The organism is Mesorhizobium sp. M0045 (assembly GCF_040323385.1).
Taxonomy (GTDB): domain Bacteria; phylum Pseudomonadota; class Alphaproteobacteria; order Rhizobiales; family Rhizobiaceae; genus Mesorhizobium.
In genome coordinates this window covers 23460-45772 of record NZ_JAMYUY010000020.1, presented here as the reverse complement: position 1 = coordinate 45772, position 22313 = coordinate 23460, and the positions used below count along the sequence as shown (strand labels likewise).

Here is a 22313-nt window from a genome sequence, read left to right as displayed (position 1 = left end):
TGGGCTATTTCGGGAGGACAGCCATGAAGAAATTTCTGAATTCGGTCGATACGGTGCTGACCGAGAGCCTCGACGGCTTCGTTGCCGCGCATGCCGATATCCTGGCGCTTGGCGAGGAACACAAATTCATCCGCCGCAAGCTGCTCAAGCCGGGCAAGGTGGCGCTGATCTCCGGCGGCGGCTCGGGTCACGAGCCGCTGCATGGCGGATTCGTCGGGCACGGCATGCTGGATGCCGCCTGCCCCGGCCAGGTATTCACCTCGCCGACGCCTGACCAGATGATGGCGGCGGCCGAAGTCGTCAATACGGGCGCCGGCTGCCTGTTCATCGTCAAGAACTACGAGGGCGACGTGATGAATTTCGACATGGCCGCTGAAATGTCGGAAGGCGTGATGCAAATCGTGACCAATGACGACGTCGCGGTCGAAAACTCGTCCTACACCACCGGCCGGCGCGGCGTCGCCGGTACGCTGGTGGTCGAGAAAATCGTCGGCGCGGCGGCCGAAGAAGGCATGCCACTGGAGCCGTTGAAGGCGCTGGGCGAGCGCGTCAACGGCGCGACGCGCTCGATGGGCGTGGCGCTGACCAGTTGCACCGTGCCGGCGGCGGGCAGGCCGACCTTCGATATCGGCGACGGCGAGATGGAGTTCGGGGTCGGCATCCATGGCGAGCCCGGAAGGCGGCGTGACACATTGAAAAGCGCCGATGCCATCACCGACGAGATCTGTACCGCAATCCTGGGTGACCTGGGCGACGGTGCCAGAGGCCAGGCGCTGCTCTTCGTCAACGGCTTTGGCGGCACACCGTTGATGGAGCTTTACCTGATGTATAACAGCGCCCGCAAAATCTTCGAGAAGCACGGCGTCACGGTAACCCGGTCGCTGGTCGGGTCCTATGTGACCTCGCTCGACATGGCCGGCTGTTCGATCACGCTGAGCATGCTCGACGACGAGGCGGCTGTTTGGTGGGATGCACCGGTACATACGGCCGCGCTGCGCTGGGGCATGTAGCGGCGGAGAATGCCCCAGAAATAGTCGGTGATAGGACCGACATCGGCAACGCCGCGTACCGTCAGACAGTTGCCCTCCTCACCCTGCGTAAGATAAAGAATCTGCGGGTTTGGGGAGTTCGAGGATGCGTTACAATTGGGATCGGGCGCCGACGGGTTTCGAGCGCCATGGAAAGATGCTGGCAGCCGCCTTGCTGATCGCCGGCGGGGTCGGACTTATGCTCGCTGCCCTCCCGCTTTAGGGACAACAACCTGGGGTAGCGGACTACTTCTCAGCGCGTTGCCTCAGTGCAGCTGGCCTGTCACGGCGAGAAAACGGCGGTCACGCCCTTCAAATCCCTGGCTGAAGCGCTGCACGAGCACGACAACCACGCCCGCTTTGCCGTCTGGGGCGAAGGTGTAGGATTCCGACAGGCTATAGGAGGTCGGGCAATTTCTCGAACTGGGTACGGTCTTGTCCTCGTGCAACACCTTGATCGGATGGCCGTCCTGGCCCTGCAGCGTCAGGCGAAAGCCGAGCGCCTTGCCGGTCGTCTCGCCCTGCTGCGCCCCGTCGAAACTCGCTGAACAATCCGCCGTGCTATCGGCAAGAATCTGCTCGAGCTGAATGGTCGAGATGCCAAGCTCGTCATAGGTCGGCGAAAGCCATTGTTGCGAAACCTGCTCGAGGCGCGCAATGTCGTTGTAGGCGACCATGTCCTCGGGAAAGGTGAACTTGTCGAAGCCAGTCCGTTCGCCACGCGGCGCTATGTAATATTTGGCCAGCAAGGGCGCCGCCTGCCCCGCGGCCTGTGCCCTCGCCTGCGCAAGTGTCAGCGTCGAATCCTCCGTCTCGTCGACGATGAGGATCGGCTTGCCGCCGACAAACTGATCGGTGCGGGTGTCGATGATGTCGATCTCCGACCAGCCCGAATCCGAAGCACCAGCGTCGAGCGTGCCATACTGCTCGAAGGCGAAATAGTTGCCGTCGGGCGAAAAGCCGATGATACGCCGTGCCGCCGCATCGCTGGCCTGAGCAGCTGAAGCGAGCCCCACAGCCAGCGTCGCAACCGCGGCAAATCCAAGCTCGTATCGCAGTTTCATCGCGCCCTGCCCCCAATGTCGAAAATTCGGCCGATACCAGCCCCGCAGACCACGACGACCTTGCATTTGCGGCCGAATTAGAACGACGGCAAACGAAACGCACAAATACATGGTTACACAAACCAGCATACGCTATTTCAAGGACAGCAAACATTCCTGGGGAGGAAGCTGGATGGCGTCACGCTACCATGAGGTTTATGACGGCTGGAAACGCGACCCGGAAAAGTTCTGGGCCGATGCCGCGGGCGCTATCGACTGGTTCTCGCCCTTCGAGACCGTGTTCGACGCCAATGCAGGTGTCTATGGCCGGTGGTTCAACGGCGCTTCCTGCAACACCTGCTTCAATGCCGTCGACCGCCACGTGGCGGGCGGCCGTGCCGACCAGATCGCGTTGATCCATGACAGCGCGATTTCGGGCACAATCAGGAAATTCACCTATGCCGAGTTGAAGCGCGAGGTGGTCGCGCTGACCTCGGTGCTCAAGAATCGTGGCATCCAAAAAGGCGATCGCGTCATCATCTACATGCCGATGGTACCGGAAGCAGCCTTCGCCATGCTTGCCTGTGCGCGGATCGGCGCCGTACATTCGGTGGTCTTCGGCGGCTTTGCCTCGCATGAGCTCGCCACCCGCATCAACGACGCCAAGCCGAAGCTGATCATCTCGGCGTCCTGCGGCCTGGAGCCAGGGCGCGTCGTCGCCTATAAGCCGCTGCTCGACAAAGCGATCGAGATGTCGCGGTACAAGCCCGAAGCCTGCCTCATCCTGCAGCGCGATCAGTTGCGCTGCGAGCTCAGGCAAAATCACGATATCGACTATGCCGACGCCGTGGCGCGTGAGCGGGCCGCCGGCGCCAATGTCGACTGTGTTCCGGTGCTTGCCACCGATCCGCTCTACATCATCTACACGTCGGGCACGACCGGCCAGCCGAAAGGCATCGTGCGCGACAATGGCGGCCATATGGTCGCGCTGAAATGGTCGATGGAAAACGAGTTCGGCGTCAAGCCGGGCGAAGTGTTTTGGGCGGCTTCCGATGTCGGCTGGGTGGTCGGCCATTCCTACATCGTCTACGGCCCGCTGCTGCATGGCTGCACGACCGTGCTGTTCGAGGGCAAGCCGGTCGGCACGCCCGATGCCGGCACCTATTGGCGGGTGATTGCCGAGCACGGCGTCGTCGCGCTGTTCACCGCGCCAACCGCCTTCCGCGCCATCAAAGGACAGGACCCGAAGGGCGAATTCGTCCCAAAATACGACCTGTCCAAATTCCGTACTTTGTTCCTCGCCGGCGAGCGCGCCGATCCGGAAACCATCAAATGGGCGGAGCAGAAATTGATCGTCCCGGTGATCGACCATTGGTGGCAAACCGAGACCGGCTCCCCGATGACCATCAACCCCGCCGGACTGGGCCTGCTGCCGGTCAGATACGGCTCGCCCGGCGTGCCGATGCCCGGCTATGACATCCGCGTGCTCGACGATGCCGGGCATGAGGTCAAGCGTGGTACGCTTGGCAATGTCGTGGTGAAATTGCCGCTGCCCCCCGGCTGCCTGCCGACGCTGTGGAATGCCGACGAGCGGTTTCGCCAAGCCTATCTCGAGGAATTCCCCGGCTTCTACAAGACCGCGGATGCGGGCATGATGGACGAGGACGGTTATCTTTATGTCATGGCCCGCACTGACGACATCATCAATGTCGCCGGCCACCGGCTCTCGACCGGCGCCATGGAGGAGGTGCTGGCCGCGCATCCCGACGTTGCCGAATGCGCCGTCGTCGGCATTGCCGATGCGATGAAGGGCCAGGTTCCACTCGGCTTCGTCGTGCTGAATGCGGGCGTCGACCGCGATGCAGGGATCATCGAGAGCGAGGTGGTCACGCTGGTGCGCGAACGGATCGGTCCTGTCGCAGCCTTCAAGACGGTAGTGACGATCAAGCGCCTGCCGAAGACGCGCTCCGGCAAGATCCTGCGCGGCACCATGCAGAAAATCGCCGACAAGGAGGAATGGGTCATGCCGGCAACGATCGACGACCCGGCCATCCTCGACGAGATCACCGCCGCGCTGAAGGGCCGTGGCATCGGCCTGTAAGAACGCCGAAGCCGAGTTGCGTCCGGAGCTCCGGTATGGAACGACCGGTGCCAGACATGGTATCCACGCGCTGCGTCGCCATGTTGTTTCGAGATCGAGGCGCATTCACAGCCATACGGGACGCCATTCGTGACCTTGTTCCAGCGATCGAGAAACAGCCGGACCACGGCGCGCCAGCGGCTCGAGATCGATATCCGGGACTCAGTCGTCTATGCGATCGGCGACGTGCATGGCTGCTATAAGGAGCTTCGCTCCCTGGAGCAGAACATCCTGCTCGATTCTGCGTCTTTCGAGGGGCGCAAGCTCATCATCATGCTTGGCGACTACGTCGATCGTGGCCCGCAGTCGGCGCGCGTGCTCGATCATCTGCTGGCGCCGCCGCTCCAAGGCTTCCAGCGTATCTGCCTTGCCGGTAACCACGAAGTCGTGATGCTGAACTATCTCGACGGGATCATTTCGAGAGAGTCGTGGCTGGCGATAGGCGGCCTGCAAACGCTGTTTTCCTACGGCGTCGACCCGGAGCGCATGGCCGATCTCTACGGTTCAAACGAGGAGGTCGACAGGCGCATTCGAGAGATCATTCCCGCCGACCACGTCAGTTTCATGCGTGCGCTGCCGGTCATGGTCTGTTCGGCGAAATTCGTATTCGTTCATGCCGGCATCAGGCCGGGCATCGACCTCGCCGCACAAGACGAGGACGACCTGCTCAACATCCGCTCGGAGTTCTTCCAAGCCGCGCATCTTCTCGACCGCTATGTGGTGCACGGGCATACGCCGGTCGAGTTTCCGAAGCTCGAGGGACGCCGGCTTGGCATCGACACGGGCGCCTTCCAAAGCGGCCGGCTGACCGCAGTCAGGATCGCCGACAAACGCGCCAGGCTGATATTTTCCTGAGCGCGATATCCGTCGCTCAGGCAGCCGCCTTTGTGCGCGCTTCCGATTTTTCCAGATAATAGCTCGAATATTTGTCGAAGAATCTTTCGGAGCCGCCGATCGAGCCATACTTGGCCAGTTTCTTCAATTCGACCTTGTTCAGAACCGCGCCGACGATCTTCTTGGCGATATAGGGTTCTGAGCTCAGCACGGACTGCACCATTGCCCGGGGCGTGCGTCCCCACTCGGCGACCAGCACGAAACCGTCGACAAGCGGGGCGAAGGCCTTGGCGTCGACGACTGGCCCGAGCGGCGGCAGATCGACGATGATGTATTCGAAAGTTTCCTTGGCATTGTCAATGAAGCGCCGCATGCCGGCCGAAGACAGAAGCTCGCTGGTGTGCGAAAAATGGCCACGCAGGACGGCCGGGATGATCGCCAGCTTGGTCTGCCGGTCGATCTTGCCGACCGACTGCCAGGTCCGCCCGCTCACCACCGCTTCCATCAAGCCTTGCTCGGCCTCCATGCCAAGGCTGCGGCTGAGGCCGGGGTTGCGCAGGTCACCGTCGATCAGCAGCGTTTTCGATCCGTTGGCCGCAAGCAGCCCGGCAAGATTGGCGGCAACTGTCGACTTGCCTTCGCCGGGCAGCACTGAGATCACACCAATGACCCGGCTGCCCTGGCCTTCCATCACGACATCGAAGGCGATCTTGGCGTTGCGCAGTGTCTCGGAGAACATTGACGCCGGTGCATCGACGGTTACCCGCATGCGCGCACGTTTTTCGGCTGCCGACAATGTCTTGGAGGACTGGGATTTGGAGGACTTGGCGGTCCTGGTTTCGGCGGCCTTGACGTCGGCCTGACCGTCGTCGCGCTGGTCGTCCTTCCCAGCCTTGCCGATGACCGGCAGGTAGCCGAGGAATTTGAGGCCGACGCGGTCGCGCACATCCTCGCCGGTCCTGAAGAACCGTTCCCTGAATTCATTCAGGCCGCCAACCCCGGCCCCCATCATTATGCCAAGCGCCAGCGAAAGCCCCAGCACGATGGCCGTCCGCGGGGTTGCGGCCGACTGCGGCATCGTCGCATCGGAGATGACCCGGATCTTGCCGACCGGGAAGGATTGCTGCTGTGCAGCCTCCTCATAGCGGTTCAGGAATGTCTGATAGAGCGTCGAGAGCGCCGTCGCCTTCTGCTCCAGTTCACGCAGCTTGACCTGCGACTGGTTGTCGATGGAGCTCTTGCCTGCCGCCAAGGCGACATTTGCGCGGAGCGCGGTCTCGCGCGCCAGAGCGACCTCGTATTCGTTGCGGTAGCTTTCGGTGAGCTGCTTCAGCTCGCCGAAAATCTGCGCCGATATGTCGGCCTTCTCCTTGGCGAGCGCGGCGGCCTGCGGATGTTGCGGGCCGAAATTGGCTTCGACATCCTGCTGCCGCTTGGCGACGGTGAGATAGCGGTTCTTGAGCGTCGTGATGACCGAGCTGCTCGGCTGGTCGTTCGATATCGCAGCGTCCTTGAACGCATTGTCCGAGCCGCTTTCGACGATCGACTTGTACTGCTGATAGCGGGCGCCGGCACGTGCGGTATCGGCCTGGGCGACGATCAGCTGGGTGTTGAGATCGGACAGTTGCTTGTCGCTGATCAGCTGGCCGTCATTGACGGCCAATCCATGTTCGGCCCTGAACTTTTCGACCGCCAGTGCGGCCGCCTGGGAGCTCTCACGAAGCTCGGTCAGCCGGCCTTGCAGCCAGACCGCCGCCCGCTCGGTCGCGTCGAAGCTGGCATCGAGCTGATCGGCGAGATAGGCGTCGGCATAGGCCTTGGTGATGGCGGTCGCAAGCGCCGGATCCGTCGCCTGGAAGGAGATGCTGATGACAAAGCTTCGGCCGATCCGCTCGGCGTCGAGTTGGTTCTGCAGTTTGAAGATTGCGTAGTCACGGGGCGACGACGATGCGGTGATCGCGTCACGCGTCGCAGCATCAAGCTGAGTGACGTCGGTCGTGCTAGCGGCGCGCTTGGGGCGGACAGACTGGATGATACCGCGTACAAAGCCTGCGACCTTCGACAGAGCCGACGTCGGAGGGTTCATGAAAGCGTCGTTCTGATCGAGCTTCAGCTTGTCGACGACCACCCCCGCCAGCCTGGCCGACTGCAGAATTTCGATCTGACTCAGAACGGCGGAGTCGGTCTGCATGCTGACCGACGCCGCCGAAATGTCGTCGACGACCTTGTTCAATCCTTCGTCGATCAGCACGCTGCTCGTCGCCACATAGGTTGGAGGCGTGGTCTGCAAATAGAGCACGCCGAGAAAGAGACCGATGACGGCACAGGCGGCAACCACTTTCGCCTGCCGCGCGGCCATGCCAAGCAGGCGCTCGATGTCGATGAAGTCTTCGGCGTTTGCCGCACTCGAAGCCGGCAATGGCGTCCTCTTCTCGACAGGAAAATTGGCATAGTTCATCTTCGGTCCAATTCTAGTTTGCAGGCGCTACCGCCTCGAAGGTCGGGACATAGGGTGCAAACCTTGCGCCGGACAGTGCGCGTTACGCGCGGCGCAACGGGCCTGTCCTGCGTCATCAGCCGCACCCACAATGCCTCGAAAAAATGGACATTATGCGGCTTCTTCCCGACGCTGATGCGACCGGACGAATTCCTGCAGCATATCGAAGATCTGGCCCTTCATGTCCTCCCGCGCCAGCGCGAAAGCGATATTGGCCTGGATAAAGCCCTCCTTCGAACCGCAGTCGAACATGCGGCCGTCGAAAGGCTGGGCGAAGAAGGCTTGCGTCTGTGCGAGGCGCACCATTGCGTCGGTCAGCTGGATCTCGTTGCCGGCGCCGCGTTGCTGGCTGCCCAGCAGCGAGAATATCTCGGGCTGCAGGATGTAGCGGCCGTTGATGTAAAAGTTCGACGGGGCGTTGGCCGGAGCCGGCTTTTCGACCATGGCCGTCACCTCGAAGCCAGTGCCGACATCCGCGCCGCGGCCGACAATGCCGTACTTGCTGGTCTCGGTCGGATCGCAACGCTCGACGGCAATGACGTTTGCGCCGGTCTGTGCATAAAGATCGGCGACTTCGGCGAGACAGCCGCGCCCGCCAAAGGACACCATGTCCGGCAAAAGCAATGCAAAGGGCTCGTCGCCGATGACTTCGCGCGCGCACCACACGGCATGGCCGAGGCCCTGCGGCGACTGCTGGCGGATGAAACTCGTCGCGCCGGCGACGGGAAGCAGGCTTTCAAGCGATTCAAGCTGCGCCTTCTTGCCGCTCTGCTCCAGGGTTCCGATCAGTTCAGGATGCAGGTCGAAATAGTCTTCGATCACCGCCTTGTTGCGGCCGGTGACGAAGACGATGTGCTCGATGCCGGCCTCAAACGCCTCGTCAACCGCATATTGCACGACAGGCCTGTCGACCACCGGCAGCATTTCCTTCGGCATGGACTTGGTCGCCGGCAGGAACCGCGTTCCAAGCCCCGCCACCGGTATGACTGCCTTCCTGACTTTTTTCATTGCATGTTCCTTCTGAGGAGATCGATTTCAACCTGTCGCAGGCGGCGAAAGCTGTCTTCATCCATTCGCCTGCAGCCCTTCACCTCCCCGCCACCACGGCAAACTGTGCCGCTACCCTTCGCAGCCGGACGGCGATCGGCATGCTCATATGCCGAACCGCCGCCGGATCGCTGAGCGCCGTCCATATCGCCTTGAGCGGCGATCGCGCCTTGATGTGCTGAACCAGAGACAGGAATGATGCCGCCCGGCGCAGGCTGCGAGCGCGCCTGGCGAACGCCACCTCGGCCGCAGCATCCATGGAATGGGTCGCGGCGAAGGTGGCATCGGCCCTGCGCATCGCCTCGACGTGATGAAGTTCGAGCACCCGGGAGATGGAACCGGTGCGAATGTGGTAGATATAGCCCGTGGTCGGCTCGACCACGCATTTGCCGCCTTTGGCCAGAGCACTGGCCAGGAGGATGTAGTCTTCGCCAATGATCAGGCTTTCATCGTAACGAAGCCCGTTCTCGTTCAGGAACCGGCGCTGGAAGATCGGCTTGAGGTAGCCGAGATTGAACCTCGATTCGAAGAGGACGTTGCCGCCGATGAAATCCGCCAGCGAGATTGAACCGAGCCCTTCCAGATAGTCGGCCGGGAACATCGTCTCTTCGGCAACGCCATCCTCGCGAACGACCTGCAGATTGTCGACCGCGATCTCGGCGCCCGCCTTCTCCGCGCGTTCGATCATGGTGCAAATTCGCCCGGGATAGACCGCGTCGTCGGAATCGAGGACCGCGACCCACCTGCCGCGGGCAAGTTCAAGGCCGGCGTTCCTGGCGCCGCCGGGGCCACGGTTTTGCTCAAGCGCGACCACGCGTACGATGCCTTCGGGGTAGGATCTCGCCAAATCGAGCGTCCGGTCGGCCGACCTGTCGTCGACGACGATAACCTCGACGCTGACATTGCGCTGGGCAATGGCGCTGGCGATCGCCCGATCGATGGTCGCCTCGGCATTGTAGGCGGCAATCACGAAGCTCACGTCAGGCTGCACGCTTGCCCCCTTGCTGCGGCGAAGACAGGCCGTATTGGCGGATTTCACGAACCCCGACGAGGCCGCTGACGACGCCGACATGCATAATGCCGCGAAGCAGGCTGCGGTTCCGGCGCACGGGGTCGATGGCGACCGGAATTGCCGACAGGAAACTGTAGGCGGCCTTTGCCGCGGCAATGCCGACCTGCTTGAGCCGGGCAAGGCCGTGTACATTGCGCCCCAGAAGATGACCGTGCGTCTGCCCGACGCGGAACCGGCGGCGGCCGAGCCAGTCGAATGCCGCCCTGGCAGGTGGCACCGCTTCGTCGACCCAAGCCTCCGGCGAAAAGGCGATGCGGCCGCCGGCCTTGACCATCTGGTCGAAGAATTCCGTATCTTCGCCGCCGGTCTGGCCACGTGCCAGGCTGAAGCGCCGCCCGCGCAGGCTCTCAGCCCCGATCCTGAGCAGGACGTTGCAGGTATAGCCGGTGCGGATCTCGCCGCGGACCCAGACCGGTAGGGTCGAGTGGAAATCGCCCTCGCGCATCCAGGCGGGCGCATCCGCCCGGTAACGGGCTTGCACCGGCCCGAGAACGGCCGCAGCACCAGTAGCTTCCGCCGTCGCCACCAGTTCGGCAAGCCAGCCGGCGGTGGCCGTCTCGTCGTCGTCGATAAAGGCGACGAAATCCCTCGCACTGGCATCGAGGCAAGCGTTGCGCGCGATCGAGATGTTGCGGGCCGGGGCGTGCCGGTAGGTCACCGGCAGCTTCAACTCGGCCGCCAGCCTGGCGACCAGCGTTTCGGCCGTCGGCGTATCGTCGTTGTCCGCAATGATGACACCGACGTCGAATCCCACGGGCATATCCATGGCCGCTATGGAGCGAAGCGTGTCGGCCAGCTCCGGCCGGCGAAATGTGCAGATGCAGATATCGATGCTTCGATTTTTTCTGACCGGCTCCATCACGCTACCTCGCGCTGCGGTCGCGGTGCGAGCAGTTGCAGCCAGAAACCGACCGACCAGCCGAAATGCATAACCATTGCCGAGACCCCGGCAAGCGCAATGTCGGGTTTGCGCTGGCTGACGGCGGTCCAAAAGCCGTAGCCGAGGCAGACCGACGCCCATAGCAAAAGCGGCACGGCCGCCAGCCAGTGGACGAAGGAAAAGGCGGCGAGAAGAACCACGGGGAACACCAGAAGCGGCACCATTTGCCGGATCTTCGGGATCATGCGGTGCTTGAGAACGTTCTTCGCCCGGCCACGGCCATAGCCGAGATACTGAAAATAGAGGCCCTTCAGCGAGGAGCGCGGGTAGTAGACCATCTGCGTCTTGCCGGTCATCCAGATGCGGTAGCCGGCCTGGCGGAGCCGATAGTCGAGTTCGGCATCCTCATTGTGGCTGAACGTCTCGTCATAGCCGCCGACCGCGGTGAAGGCCGATATCCGCATCAGCGCATGGTGGCCATGATCGACCCATTCCCCCGCCGAAAGGTGCCGGTGCTTGGAGCCGCCGGTGCCGAGCCTGGAATTCTGCGCCGCTGCCGCTGCTTTCTGAACCATGCCGCTGCCACTGGTCAGCATCGAGACGACGACCGAATCCGCGCCGGTGGCCTGCGCTTCTTCGATCAGCCGGTCGCAATAATCCGCGGGATAGCCGCCGTGCGCATCGATGCGAATGAGATAGTCGACGCCTTCCCCGAATCTGGCGACGGCGAGATTGATCGCCGCGCTCTGCAAGCGCTTTTCATTGTGCAGCAGGGTAACCCGCTGATCTTTTGCGGCGATATCCGCGACGATCGTCCTGGTGCCGTCCGTACTGCCGCCATCGGCAACGATGATCACGGCGCCCAGCCTCTCGGCCGCAGGGCGAAGCTCTCGAAGCAATGCGCCGATATGGGCCGCTTCGTTCAGGCACGGAACCACGATCATGCAGGATGGAATGTCGGTTTGCGTCATCGGCAGTCCTTCTATGCCAATGCTTCGGCAGCATATGGACCGGGAGCCGCAGTCAGCCCGCGGAGCTTTTCGACAAACGCCCGGCAATCGGCGCGGTCGTGGCTCCAGGTGCGCGGATTGCGGGCAAGAACACGCGCCCTCAATGTCTCGAATCGATGCTGCTCCATCGTGCCGACGGCGGCTTCGAGCGCCTCGGGCGTGGCTTCTGACAATAGAACCCCGATGCCTTGCCGGTCGAGGAACCGGCCGGTTTCGGTGGTTCCCATCGAAATCGGCACAGCTCCGAAGCGGCAGCCTTCATAGAGCCGGTTCGGCAGCAGCCATTCGGAGTTCAGGCCCTGCTCAAAAAAGTCTATGGCCCAGGAAAAGTGAACCTCGTGGTAGATCGCCGCCATATCCTCGGGATTGCGGTAGGGCCCGCCAAACGACAGCCAGGGTTCCGATTGAACAAAACCATGGAAATCGGGAAATTCGGACAGCGCCGGCCGGCCTCTGAGGACGATTTCAAAGCGGCCGTCGAGGCGGCGCGAAAATTCGGCCAGAAGCTCCAGGGAGCGACGGCAGCGGAGCGCACCGAACCAGCCGATCCGCCACGGCGGCGCAACGGGATTCTCCGCCGTAATGCGGTCGTCCAGCGAAGCTGCGGCCGGCTCGAAATGCTTGTTTTCGAGCAGTTCGACCGGGGCGGCAACCTGTCCGAACGGCTTGAAATAGTTGGCGATGAAGGCCGGAGAGCTGGTCACCAGAAGCTTAACATCCCTGGCCAGGAAGCGTTCCGCACCGCGCATCGCCCAGCCCAGCGGATCGTCGCGAAGCAGCAGGCGATGGATGTCCAGGCACTCGTAGACGATCGGCACTGTTGCCTGGAAAGCCGACCTGGCGCGGCGGGCAAGCGCCAGCATTTCCAGATTGCGCGCGATAATGAGGTCGGGCCGTGGCATTGAGCCCAGCTTCGAGCCGGTCGAGACCACCGCCTTCATGATCGCGGCCAGACGTTGGGCGAATCGGCCATCACGAGTCGGGCCGAGATCGACCGGCTGCAAGCCCTCGACATCAGCAACTGCGCTTGCCGTACGACGAAAGCCCGCCAGCGTAACCTGGGCGCCGCCTGCCTTGAGCATTATGATCCGCCGGCGCACTGCCGGGTCGGAGACGTCGTGTACCAAGTACAAGACATGCAGCATGAAAACTCGACCGCTGTTGGCCCGCCCGCGACGATGCTAGTACACCTCTTGCTGCATCGCAACATTTTTGGTTGCAGCGTAGCAAAGATCCACGTTTTTTGTTGCACTGCAAAATCGATGGGTTAATCTCGCTCTGCTTGGGCCGCATGGACCGCGCGCTGGCCTGCCATCGGACTGCGCGCCAATAATCACGACGCGAGGACCATCCTTGGCGTGCAGCATTTTCGGCCAACCCGCCTGCAATTCGCCCCTTCGCGCCCGTCGATGGAAGCACGGGACTACTCACGAAATGAGGTCATTCCATGAAGATCGCGGTTGAAAACACCGTCTGCCTGAATACCGGGGATGCAGCGATTCTCCTGGCGATTCGCCATGTTTTCAAGACGATCGTGCAGGACGACATCCAGTTCTACGTCTTCGACAGCCAGCCGGAGGTGGCGGCGAGGCTCTACACGAAGAAGGACTATCCGGACCTCGAATTCCACAAGCTGCTGTCGGAATCGCTGTTCCGCTACAAATACGGCAGCGGGCTGAAGAACCTGTTCAAGCCGATCTACAATCGGCTCGTCCTCAATGCCCTGCGGCGGTTCGGCATCCGCGGCGTTGTCGGGCGTTTGTTCAGCTCAAGCAATCGCCGTGGTCTCGAGATCTACAAAGGCGCCGACCTCGTGGTCACGACAGGCGGAACCTATCTCGTCGAGACCTACAATCTGGAGCGGCGCCTCAATCAATTCAGGATCGACGCGATTCTGGGCAAGGACCCGGTCTTCTTCACACAATCGCTCGGCCCGTTCAACAAAAGTTACAATCGCCAGGAGTTGAGCCCGATCTTCGACCGGAGCCCGCTCATCCTGCTGCGCGACGAACGTTCGCGGGGCCACATTGTGGACATGGTGAAAGACCCCGGCAAATGCCACGTCGTGGCCGACGCCGTCTTTGCCCTGGCCGATACTGACAGGATCGGAACAATTCTGGCCTCCGGCCAGTCGGCGACCGTCACCGGCCGCGTCGCCATTTCCGTCCGTCACTGGAACTATGTCAGCGACGGCGAGGGCGGCATGCGCCGCTACATCGACTCGATCCGCGAGATCGCGACTATCCTGGTCAGGGACCACGCCAAGGAGGTCACCTTCGTCTCCACCTGCCAGGGCGTGCCGGAATACGCCCATGACGATTCCAAGACGGCGAGGGCGATCGTTGCCGAACTCGATCCGGAGATCGCCAAGCATGTCAGCGTGGACGCTTCGTTCCACACGCCGGAGCAATTGATGGCCCTGGTGAAAGGCTTCGACTTTGTCGTCGCAACACGCATGCATATGATGATCATGTCGCTCTGCGTCGGCACGCCGGTGCTGCCGATCGCCTATGAATTCAAGACCAAGGAGCTTGCCAAGCGGATCGGCGTCGCCGACCTGCTGCTCGACATCGATACGGTGACGCCCGAGGAAGCGAGCGAGAAGCTCGGCAGACTTACCGCCAATCTCGACCTCTATCGCAGGACGAGCCTTCAGGCAGTGCTTGAGGAGCATGCGTCGGCGATGTCGGCAGGTGAGCTTTTGAGGCCGGTGATCGCTCGCCTAGCGGGCGTTACGCATGGCGCTGGAAAGCGTGGTGAACAGGGCGCTGCGCGACTGGCGAAGGGCAAGCATAAGGACCAGGCCGATCGAATAGTTGAGGGCAACCGCCAGGACCACCGCGAGCAGGTCTGACTGACCGGTCAGCGATGCCGGCAACTCGCGGTACACGGACCAGGCAAGCAGCGACGATGCGATGAAAAGCCCCTGCATGATCAGGAAGTCGGCTGCGGTCACCGGGCCGACCCGGTGGACCAGGACGGCGAGCACCGGGACGCGCAGCACATAGCCGCTGATTGCATAGGCCGCCGCGACACCGACGGCCCCCCAGTGCAATCCGATGATGAAGGCGGCGACCGTCGTCAGCGACGAGTAGATGCCCCAGTGGAACATGGTCTTGGTCTTGCCCTGGCAGATGAAGATCCATCCCGTGGTGCTCGAGACGGACTGGATCAGGCTGGCGATGCCCAGCCAGGCGAAAATCGGCGCCACCGCCGCCCAGCGCTCGCCGAAGAGAAGCCCCACCACCTGGTCCGACGTCAGCGTCAGCGCCGCGATGCCGGGCATGGTGACGGCCGCCAGCATCCAGTTGGTTCGCACATAGATGTCGCGAAACCGCGCCTTGTCCTCATGGATGCGGCTCAGCAGCGGCACCATCACGCGTGTCAGCGGCTGGTTGATGTTCTGCAGCGGAAACAGCAGGAGCTTGTAGGCGCGGTCATAATAGCCGAGCTCGATCGCGCCCGAATATTTTCCGATCAGGATGTTGTCGAGATTGCGCGAGAAGAAGTTGGCCAGATTGAAGCCGGTCAGATTGGCGCCGAAGGACAATATGTCGGTATCGACCTTCAGGTCCGGCCGAGACGGCGTCCAGCGCGCCACCTGCCATGCCGCGGCCAGCGCGACAACAGCCGATACCGCCGGGCCGATGACCAGCGACCAATAGCCCAGTCCCGCATAGGCGGCGATTGCGGTAGTCGCAAGTCCGGCAGCGGCGGTAATCACGTCGTTCAGCGCGAGCTGGCCAAAGCGCAAGTGACGGTTCATCAGCGCCAGCGGCACCGCGGCGAGGCTGCCAAGCAGCAGCGGCAAGGCAGAGCCGATGGTGATCCCGACCATGCGTTGATCGCCGTAGAAGGCGGCGATGGCGGGCGCCAGGCATGCCACCATCGCGGCACTGCCCAGCCCAACCAACGCACTGATCCAGAATACCTGGTTGAGCTGCTCCGTGCTGATATCCTTGCGCTGGACCACAGCCTGCTGCAGGCCAAGGTTTTGAAGCAGCCCCACAAAGGCCACGATCGGACCGACGGAAGCCACCAGGCCGAAATCCTCGGGCACGAGCAGACGCGCAAGCACGATGACGGAGAGAAACTGGATCGCCATCTTGAAGCCTTGCGCGCCGATCGTCACCACGCCGCCGCGCAGGGCGACACGACCGAACTGGGGGGGCGGGTTGGCGTTCATGCCGGGCGCCTGGCTTCGGCCAGCTGGGCAACGATCTGCGCAAAACGTTCGTTGAGCACGTCCGCGTTGAAATCCTGCTCGATCTTACGGCGCGCCGCACGTGCGATGCGCTCGCATTTGTCCGGGTTCTCGGCCACCCAGACAAGCTTGCGGGCCAACGCCGTAACGTCTCGCTCCGGCGCGAGGAAGCCTGTCTCCTGATCTTCGATCAGTTCGGGAATGCCCGAGTGATAGGTACTGACGACGATCAGCCCGGCGGCCATAGCCTCCATCAACGCCACCGGAATACCCTCGAGATCGCCGTCTCGCGCGGCAACGCTCGGCAACAGGAATACGTGGGCGTCGCGCAGGCGCTGCTTGACCTCGGCGTGCGGACGCGGCCCGAGGAAAGTCACCCGGTCGGCAATGCCGAGATTTGCGGCGAGCTTCTTCAACTCTTCCAGCAATTCGCCGCCGCCAATCACCGAATAGACCCAGTCGCGCCGCGGCAGGCTGGCGAGCGCCCGAAGGGCGAATTCGATGCCCTTCTTTTCGGTCAGCCGGCAGACCGAGATGAAGGACAGTGTGTCCCGTTCCCAGGAACGCCAATGGTAGCCGATCTCACCGGGCCGCACGCCCATATGGTGAACCATGACTTGCGCCGGGGGTGCTCCGACGCCGATCAGGGCATCGCGGAAAAACGCGTTCACCGGGAGCTGGAGAACGCCCTTGTCGAAGACAACCTTATAGCGCGTGAGCGTGTTGTCATGCAGCGGTTCCCCCACGTCGCGGCCGTGGAATATGGTCACCAAAGGAGCGGAAATCCGGCCTCGTTTCATGGCGCGGGCGACGCGCATGCCGTTATTGCCGAAATGCGCGACGATCACATCGGCGTTCTGCAATTTGCGCGCAAAAGCGATGTCGACAGCGGTCGAGAGCTTATCCCAGAACCTGCCCGACCATTTCCTGAGCGTCGGGCGAAAGCGCCCCAGCCCGCCCCACCAGCAGACGACCTTGCCAGGGAGAGCCTGCCAGTGGCGATCGTCGGTGTTGCTGTCCTTGCCGAAGGACGTCTCGTTGCAGACGACGCCGACTAGCATGCCGCGCTCGAGGCACCCTTCTATCTGGTCAAGGACGAAGGTCTCCGACAAAGAGGGGAACTTATCAACTACGAAGCAAATCTTCATCGAATGGACGATCTTTCGAGGCCGGTCGGCGATCTGCTCGCACGGATGAGGGCTGACGCCCGTCGCCGCCGTGCGAGGCGCTTCAAGCGTCTGGTGTTGTGCATGTTGTTGTCCCAAAGCCGCTCACACCCCGGTCAGGCGCAAAAGCGGGCTGTTGGGCGACATAAACGATTTTGGACGAAATGCATCAGGCGGCACGCTCCAGCGCGCCTTGCCTGGCGTTGTCGAGAACGCCGAGGAAGGTCGTGAACTGACTGTCGGGGTTCATTTGCGGCCGCTCCGAAAACAGCTGCGCCGCCGCCGACAGCCGATCGTACTCGGCCTTGTCGCTCCATAGTCGCCTGACCGCGGCGACCCAGTCGTCGAGCGGTGCGTCATAGTCGAGCACAACGCCGCCGGCGCCAATCGCTTCCGGCAGGCCGCCGCGGCGGGATCCGACGACTGGAATGCCGCTGCAATGGGCCTCGGATGCCACCCGCCCCCAAGCTTCTTCCCATTTGCTGGGCGCCAGCAGGATCTTGGTGCGGCCATAGACGGTCTTCATGTCGCTGGTGCGGCTTTCCAGCCTGACGTTGCGTAGCGGCGCGATGATCCGTTCGATCTGCGCCCGGTGGTCGTCGTCGAGCTTCCAGCTTTCGACGAACAGGAACGGGATTTCGGGGCATTGGCCGGCGATGCGCACGGCGAGTTCGAACCCTTTTTCATTGTAAGGATTGATCAGCGTGACGAATTCGCCGGTGGTCGGCGTGCTGTAGAGCCCGGGATTGATGGTCGGCGGGATTACGGTCGAGTCGATGCCGAACTTTTCCTTATAGGTGCGCGCGGTGAATTCGGAGTTGGCGATATAAAGCGCCGAATGCAATTCGCGCAGGTCGCCGGCCAATTCGTGGAATTCGACGTTCCGCAGATAGACCACCAGCGGCACGCCGAGCGCCTGCAGCGCCTTTCCGATCGGCACCGATTTGTGGCACTGCACGACGGCGACATCGGGATCGAGCCGTTCGACGGCGAAGCGGGCCGCCTCCCAGGGAAACCACGCCCGCACGACAGGATAGCCGGGATAGCTGTCGATGACCGCGCGCTGGCGAAGGAGCTTCATCTTGGCGCGCGCCTTGAAACCGAACATGCCGTCACCGAATAGCGCCGCCAGCACCGAGGCGTCATGACCGTGCTCGCGCAGCTGCTCGACCAGATGGTGCGTGCTCGACTGAACGCCACCGCTGAACTGCGGTGTGTAGCCGTTGCCGCCTGCAAACAGAACTTTCATGGACCTGGCTCCTTGCTGGACCGCCCTGGCGTCACGCCGCCATTCTGCCGATGCTGTGGTATTCGATGCCGTGGCGGGCAATGACCTTGGGGTCGTAGAGATTGCGTCCGTCGAAGATGACGGGCCTGGTCAGCGCGTTCTTCAATGCATCGAAGGACGGCGCGCTGAAACTCTTCCACTCGGTCACGATCAAGAGCGCGTCGGCGCCTCGCAGCGCGGCCTCCTTGGTGCCGCACAGTTGCAGGTCGTCGCGCAGCCCGTAGATCGCCTGGCATTCCTGCATCGCCTCCGGATCATAGGCCTGGACATTGGCACCGGCGGCCCAGAGCGCTTCCATCAGCGTGCGGGCCGGGGCCTCGCGCATATCGTCGGTATTGGGTTTGAAGGCCAGGCCCCACAGCGCAAAGGTCTTGCCTTTGAGATTGCCCTTGAAATAGCGGTGCACCTTCTCGAACAGGACCGACTTCTGCTGGTTGTTGCGCTCCTCGACGGCACGCAGCAGCTTGGCGTCGAACTTGACGGCCTCGGCGGTCTTGATCAGGGCACGCACATCCTTCGGGAAGCACGAGCCGCCATAGCCGAGGCCCGGATAGATGAAGTGGTAGCCGATCCGCGGGTCGCTGCCGATGCCCTTGCGGACCTCCTCGATGTCGGCGCCCAGTTGCTCGGCCAGGTTGGCCATTTCATTCATGAAGCTTATCTTGGTCGCCAGCATGCAATTGGCCGCGTATTTGGTGAACTCGGCACTGCGCACGTCCATCACGATCATCTTTTCGTGGTTGCGGTTGAACGGCGCGTAGAGCTCGCGCATCACCGCCTCGGTGTCCTCGTTGCTGGTGCCGACGATAATGCGGTCGGGCTTCATGCAGTCGCTCACAGCGGACCCTTCCTTGAGGAATTCCGGATTGGAGGCGACGTCGAAAACCAGATCCTCGCGCCCGCGCGCCTTCAGCGTCTCGGCGATCCTGGCCTTTATTCTTTCGCAGGTGCCGACCGGCACGGTCGACTTGCCGACGACGATCTTGGGCGCGTCCATCTCACGACCGATGGCCTCGGCGACGGCCAGCACATATTTGAGGTCTGCCGAACCATCCTCGCCCGGCGGCGTGCCGACGGCGATCATCTGGATCTGTCCATGTTTGATCGCCGCCGCGGCGTCGGTGGTGAACTTGATGCGGCCGGCGGCATGGTTCTCCTTGACCATGTTTTCGAGCCCGGGCTCGAAAATCGGGACATGGCCCTGGTTGAGCCGTTCGACCTTTTTTGCATCGATGTCGACACAGACCACCTGATGGCCGACTTCGGCAAGCACCGCCGCCTGTACAAGACCGACATAGCCGATTCCAAAGACAGTCAAATTCATTCGGTTTCATTCCTGTTCAAGGCTTCGGGCCTGTTCAAGCTTCGGTTTTCCGACCACCTTCGGCCCGGCCGGTTCAGATGCGCTTCTAGTTTGTGTTGCATGCCAGCGATTCCGGGAATTGGCAGGGCTGGCCGAGTGCGGTGAACGCAACGCGATCCACCTGCATGGTGAGCTTGCGGCCCGGATCCGAGAACGGCCCCATCCAGCCCTTCATCGTATCGCTGCCCCACAGGCTGAAATAGATCCTTTGCGAATGGGTGGGCAGCTTCGCCGGATCGGTGATCTCGTGGACAAGCTTGCCGTTGACGTACCAGCGCAGCCGGTCCTTTTCCCAGACGAAGGCGTAGTCATTGAAGGCCTTGTCGGTGCCACCGGCGACGTCGACCAGTTTCTCGTTCTTGCCTTTGCCGGCTATGTAGGCGTTGACCTGAACCTTGGACGTGTCCTTGGTCAGCACCTCGAAGTCGATTTCATCATGCGGCTGCTTGTCGGCATCGCCGACGAAGCTGAAGAATGCCGCGTTGACGCCGGAGCCCGTGTCGGTCTTCATCCGCGCCTCGTAGGTGCCGTAGCCGAAGCGCTGCTTGGTCTGGATCTCGGCGCAGGCGAATTCGCGATCCTTCAGCTTGCGCTTCTCGAAACCGAGCGTCAGCATGCCGTCGGAAAGCCCGATCAGGTTTTTGGACCAGGTGCAGTTCTGATGCTTGCCGTTCGTCCAGCCGTCGGAAATGTACCAGCGCGCGCGACTGAGGCTGGTGAAATCATCGACAAAAGACGGCGCGGTTGGCAGGTCCTGGGCACGGACGGGCACCAGGCCCGCAACCAGGCTGACGAGAACGATCAGCAGAAACGCGCCGTCTGAACGGAGCGGCCGCAGCTTGCCTGAGATCGGGCGCGTGAACGGGGTGCCGCGGGGTGCCGGGGCGGACGTGCTTTTAAGATCTGCATTCATATCAAAACTCACCTTGTGCTGTGCGCCCCCAAAGCGATCGTTCGAACCGTGACGAAACAACCTGATCTTGACCTCTGTCGCTCCCAAGCTCCGTGTTGTGCCTAAACCATTGCGCCGACCCAGGGTGTTCGCTCAGCCCGTGCCGGAATCGGCGGGCTTCACAAAATCAGTCCTCATGTCGGGACCGTTCTGCCGCTTCGGCTCGAAGATTTCATCCAGCGAATGACGGAGATCCTTCATCATCTGCATCTGGCGCGACAGCGCTGCGATGCGCCGCTCGCAATTCAGAATCGACCTGGTCAGTTCGCCGACTTCGGAAGACCTGCGCGAGGAGACCGAACCGTTCTCCATCGCCTCGACCAGAAAGGCGGCATTGGTGGCCGTTGTCCTGTAGCGGTTCTCAAGTCCGCTCTTCTCCGCCTCGACTTCGGCCGCGATCTGGTCCAGCAGCTTTGCCAAGCGATCGAGGCGCGAGGTGTCGGTCTGCGTGTCGCGCGCCGGATCTCTCGATCGGAAGCGAAAGATCGAGGCCATGTAGTCAGCGCCCCGTCATCGTCAAGCTGGTGAACGGCCTTAGTGCCCGTCCACATTCAAAAGACATTTCTTGCATCGTCCAGCTCCTCCGACAGGGTATGTCTCGGGCCAGTTCGGTTGGCCGTCCACAATTGCTGCACCGCAACATAGATTGCCATTCCCGGCGCCCATAGGCAACCACCTAGATCGTAAACTCATGAATCTCGTTGAAATGGTGCGAGCCGACCTAACGGTAACGGAGTGGCTACCGCCATCGCACGTTGACGGGCCTAGCTATCGCTGGCCGTGCTGGTTCCGGCCATGAGGAAGCGCAGCGGCGGCACATGCTGACGCTTCGCGGCGAGACCAGCGCGGCGAAACAGCGCATCCAGCTTGTCGGAGGCAACGCCGCGGACGACGGCTGTGAGGTTGGACGAGCCGGCCAAGGCGTAGGCCGCGGCCGGCACCAACCCGCGCTCAGCCTTCACGTCTAAAAACTTCCGCAACCGGTATTTGTCGCGGATGTGCCGCTCGTGCCTTCTCAGCGCAGCCTTCGATGCCTCCGGCAAACTGTCGATCGCAAGCAGTGCCAGGTCGGCATCGGCCAGATGCTTCAGGTCCTGGGTCTTGTGCCGTCCGCTCAGCGAATCGGCGCGCACGATCGCGCCGTAGCCACAGGATTTGATGACCTTGAAACGCGCGCCATGGGCAACCGCGCGCGCATAGAGTTCATAGTCTTCACCCACGCGCAGCTTCTCGTCGTAGCGCAATCCATGCCGATCGAGGAAGGCGCGGCTGATCACTGGCTTGAGGAAGCCCAGTTCCCCGCGTTGCACACGGCGCCTGGAGATATTGCCGTCGACGAAGCCCTCGAAATCGAGGAATTCCGGCTCGGGCGAGAACGGTGGAGCAACGATTTTCGAAACGTCGGTTGCCGCGTCATCCCTGACAAGCATGATGTTGTCTGCGGCGAAATCCCAATCGGTGCTGGCGAACAGTCTGTGAAACCTGCCTTCGAAAAAGAAATCATCAGCGTCAAGGATGCTGATGAACGGCGACCTGGAACCGGCTATCGCGGCGTTGCGTGCAAAGGACGGGCCGCGATTGACGTCGAAGCGGATGACGGACAGGCGGCCCGTACCGTCGCTGGCTGCGTGGGCGACTTTCGCCGTATCGTCGGTGGACGCGTCATCGACGACGACAACTTCCGCAACCTCAGGTTCGCGTAACGCCGATGCAATGGCAGCCGGGATTGTCCGCGCCGCATTGCGGGCGGCGATAATCACGCAGACCTGGAATGATGTCATGGACATGC

The 22313-nt window shown here is 62.2% G+C and carries 17 protein-coding genes and 1 pseudogene; 4 read left to right on the top strand and 14 right to left on the bottom strand.

What is annotated here, in order from left to right:
* Positions 1-23 precede the first annotated feature (23 nt).
* Positions 24-1010, top strand: coding sequence for a dihydroxyacetone kinase subunit DhaK (gene dhaK, locus NKJ72_RS25010; protein WP_352479841.1), 987 nt, complete (start codon positions 24-26; stop codon positions 1008-1010).
* Positions 1011-1294: 284 nt separating this feature from the next.
* Here the strand turns inward: dhaK and NKJ72_RS25005 are convergent, their stop codons facing one another.
* Entirely contained in the window at positions 1295-2092 is a 798-nt protein-coding gene (locus NKJ72_RS25005; protein WP_352479840.1) for a DUF2259 domain-containing protein, read from the bottom strand.
* A gap of 172 nt (positions 2093-2264) precedes the next feature.
* Here NKJ72_RS25005 and NKJ72_RS25000 point away from each other — a divergent pair, with 172 nt between their 5' ends.
* Positions 2265-4172, top strand: a complete 1908-nt coding sequence (locus NKJ72_RS25000; RefSeq protein ID WP_352479839.1) for a propionyl-CoA synthetase — start codon at positions 2265-2267, stop codon at positions 4170-4172.
* 129 nt (positions 4173-4301) lie between these two features.
* Positions 4302-5066 (top strand): metallophosphoesterase family protein, encoded by a 765-nt coding sequence (locus NKJ72_RS24995; RefSeq protein ID WP_352479838.1) that lies wholly within the window; start codon positions 4302-4304, stop codon positions 5064-5066.
* A 16-nt stretch (positions 5067-5082) separates the two neighbouring features.
* On the opposite strand, the gene NKJ72_RS24990 is transcribed toward NKJ72_RS24995, so the two are convergent.
* The 6 genes from NKJ72_RS24990 to NKJ72_RS24965 all read right to left on the bottom strand — a co-directional run bounded on the left by NKJ72_RS24990 (position 5083) and on the right by NKJ72_RS24965 (position 12696).
* Complete coding sequence (locus NKJ72_RS24990; protein ID WP_352479837.1) at positions 5083-7503, bottom strand: polysaccharide biosynthesis tyrosine autokinase; 2421 nt, start codon at positions 7501-7503, stop codon at positions 5083-5085.
* 150 nt (positions 7504-7653) lie between these two features.
* Complete coding sequence (locus tag NKJ72_RS24985; RefSeq protein ID WP_352479836.1) at positions 7654-8550, bottom strand: UTP--glucose-1-phosphate uridylyltransferase; 897 nt, start codon at positions 8548-8550, stop codon at positions 7654-7656.
* 79 nt (positions 8551-8629) lie between these two features.
* A complete protein-coding gene (locus tag NKJ72_RS24980) occupies positions 8630-9580 on the bottom strand; it encodes a glycosyltransferase family 2 protein (protein ID WP_352479835.1) in 951 nt (316 codons plus the stop codon).
* On the bottom strand, positions 9570-10520 hold the full coding sequence (locus NKJ72_RS24975; RefSeq protein ID WP_352479834.1) for a glycosyltransferase family 2 protein: 951 nt from the start codon (positions 10518-10520) through the stop codon (positions 9570-9572). Before NKJ72_RS24975 ends, NKJ72_RS24980 begins: the two co-directional genes overlap by 11 nt.
* Positions 10520-11512, bottom strand: a complete 993-nt coding sequence (locus NKJ72_RS24970; RefSeq protein WP_254816099.1) for a glycosyltransferase family 2 protein — start codon at positions 11510-11512, stop codon at positions 10520-10522. Before NKJ72_RS24970 ends, NKJ72_RS24975 begins: the two co-directional genes overlap by 1 nt.
* 11 nt (positions 11513-11523) lie before the next feature.
* Complete coding sequence (locus NKJ72_RS24965) at positions 11524-12696, bottom strand: glycosyltransferase family protein (protein WP_352479833.1); 1173 nt, start codon at positions 12694-12696, stop codon at positions 11524-11526.
* Between the two features lie 302 nt (positions 12697-12998).
* Here NKJ72_RS24965 and NKJ72_RS24960 point away from each other — a divergent pair.
* A pseudogene (locus NKJ72_RS24960) lies at positions 12999-14051 on the top strand (polysaccharide pyruvyl transferase family protein); the annotation flags it as partial.
* Positions 14052-14273: 222 nt separating this feature from the next.
* Here the strand turns inward: NKJ72_RS24960 and NKJ72_RS24955 are convergent.
* The 7 genes from NKJ72_RS24955 to NKJ72_RS24925 form a co-directional block, all read right to left on the bottom strand.
* Positions 14274-15737, bottom strand: coding sequence for a lipopolysaccharide biosynthesis protein (locus NKJ72_RS24955; RefSeq protein ID WP_352479832.1), 1464 nt, complete (start codon positions 15735-15737; stop codon positions 14274-14276).
* On the bottom strand, positions 15734-16903 hold the full coding sequence (locus tag NKJ72_RS24950; RefSeq protein ID WP_352479831.1) for a glycosyltransferase: 1170 nt from the start codon (positions 16901-16903) through the stop codon (positions 15734-15736). The genes NKJ72_RS24955 and NKJ72_RS24950 overlap by 4 nt, the downstream gene beginning before the upstream one ends.
* A gap of 187 nt (positions 16904-17090) precedes the next feature.
* Positions 17091-18170, bottom strand: coding sequence for a glycosyltransferase (locus NKJ72_RS24945; RefSeq protein WP_352479830.1), 1080 nt, complete (start codon positions 18168-18170; stop codon positions 17091-17093).
* Between the two features lie 31 nt (positions 18171-18201).
* Positions 18202-19533 (bottom strand): UDP-glucose dehydrogenase family protein, encoded by a 1332-nt coding sequence (locus NKJ72_RS24940; RefSeq protein ID WP_254816094.1) that lies wholly within the window; start codon positions 19531-19533, stop codon positions 18202-18204.
* Positions 19534-19618: 85 nt separating this feature from the next.
* On the bottom strand, positions 19619-20485 hold the full coding sequence (exoK, locus tag NKJ72_RS24935) for an endo-1,3-1,4-beta-glycanase ExoK (protein ID WP_352479829.1): 867 nt from the start codon (positions 20483-20485) through the stop codon (positions 19619-19621).
* A gap of 132 nt (positions 20486-20617) precedes the next feature.
* Positions 20618-21019, bottom strand: a complete 402-nt coding sequence (locus NKJ72_RS24930) for a hypothetical protein (protein ID WP_254816092.1) — start codon at positions 21017-21019, stop codon at positions 20618-20620.
* A 269-nt stretch (positions 21020-21288) separates the two neighbouring features.
* A complete protein-coding gene (locus NKJ72_RS24925) occupies positions 21289-22311 on the bottom strand; it encodes a glycosyltransferase family 2 protein (protein ID WP_352479828.1) in 1023 nt (340 codons plus the stop codon).
* Positions 22312-22313: the final 2 nt, after the last annotated feature.

What these genes read in the sequence shown, in the direction of transcription:
- NKJ72_RS25005 (WP_352479840.1), bottom strand. Translation starts at nt 2,092, where the DNA reads ATGAAACTGCGATACGAGCTTGGATTTGCCGCGGTTGCGACGCTGGCT.
- NKJ72_RS24955 (WP_352479832.1), bottom strand. Translation starts at nt 15,737, where the DNA reads ATGAACGCCAACCCGCCCCCCCAGTTCGGTCGTGTCGCCCTGCGCGGC.
- NKJ72_RS24940 (WP_254816094.1), bottom strand. Translation starts at nt 19,533, where the DNA reads ATGAATTTGACTGTCTTTGGAATCGGCTATGTCGGTCTTGTACAGGCG.
- NKJ72_RS24950 (WP_352479831.1), bottom strand. Translation starts at nt 16,903, where the DNA reads ATGAAGATTTGCTTCGTAGTTGATAAGTTCCCCTCTTTGTCGGAGACC.
- NKJ72_RS24925 (WP_352479828.1), bottom strand. Translation starts at nt 22,311, where the DNA reads ATGTCCATGACATCATTCCAGGTCTGCGTGATTATCGCCGCCCGCAAT.
- NKJ72_RS24965 (WP_352479833.1), bottom strand. Translation starts at nt 12,696, where the DNA reads ATGCTGCATGTCTTGTACTTGGTACACGACGTCTCCGACCCGGCAGTG.
- NKJ72_RS24970 (WP_254816099.1), bottom strand. Translation starts at nt 11,512, where the DNA reads ATGACGCAAACCGACATTCCATCCTGCATGATCGTGGTTCCGTGCCTG.
- exoK (WP_352479829.1), bottom strand. Translation starts at nt 20,485, where the DNA reads ATGAATGCAGATCTTAAAAGCACGTCCGCCCCGGCACCCCGCGGCACC.
- NKJ72_RS24930 (WP_254816092.1), bottom strand. Translation starts at nt 21,019, where the DNA reads ATGGCCTCGATCTTTCGCTTCCGATCGAGAGATCCGGCGCGCGACACG.
- NKJ72_RS24945 (WP_352479830.1), bottom strand. Translation starts at nt 18,170, where the DNA reads ATGAAAGTTCTGTTTGCAGGCGGCAACGGCTACACACCGCAGTTCAGC.
- NKJ72_RS24985 (WP_352479836.1), bottom strand. Translation starts at nt 8,550, where the DNA reads ATGAAAAAAGTCAGGAAGGCAGTCATACCGGTGGCGGGGCTTGGAACG.
- NKJ72_RS24975 (WP_352479834.1), bottom strand. Translation starts at nt 10,520, where the DNA reads ATGGAGCCGGTCAGAAAAAATCGAAGCATCGATATCTGCATCTGCACA.
- NKJ72_RS25000 (WP_352479839.1), top strand. Translation starts at nt 2,265, where the DNA reads ATGGCGTCACGCTACCATGAGGTTTATGACGGCTGGAAACGCGACCCG.
- NKJ72_RS24990 (WP_352479837.1), bottom strand. Translation starts at nt 7,503, where the DNA reads ATGAACTATGCCAATTTTCCTGTCGAGAAGAGGACGCCATTGCCGGCT.
- dhaK (WP_352479841.1), top strand. Translation starts at nt 24, where the DNA reads ATGAAGAAATTTCTGAATTCGGTCGATACGGTGCTGACCGAGAGCCTC.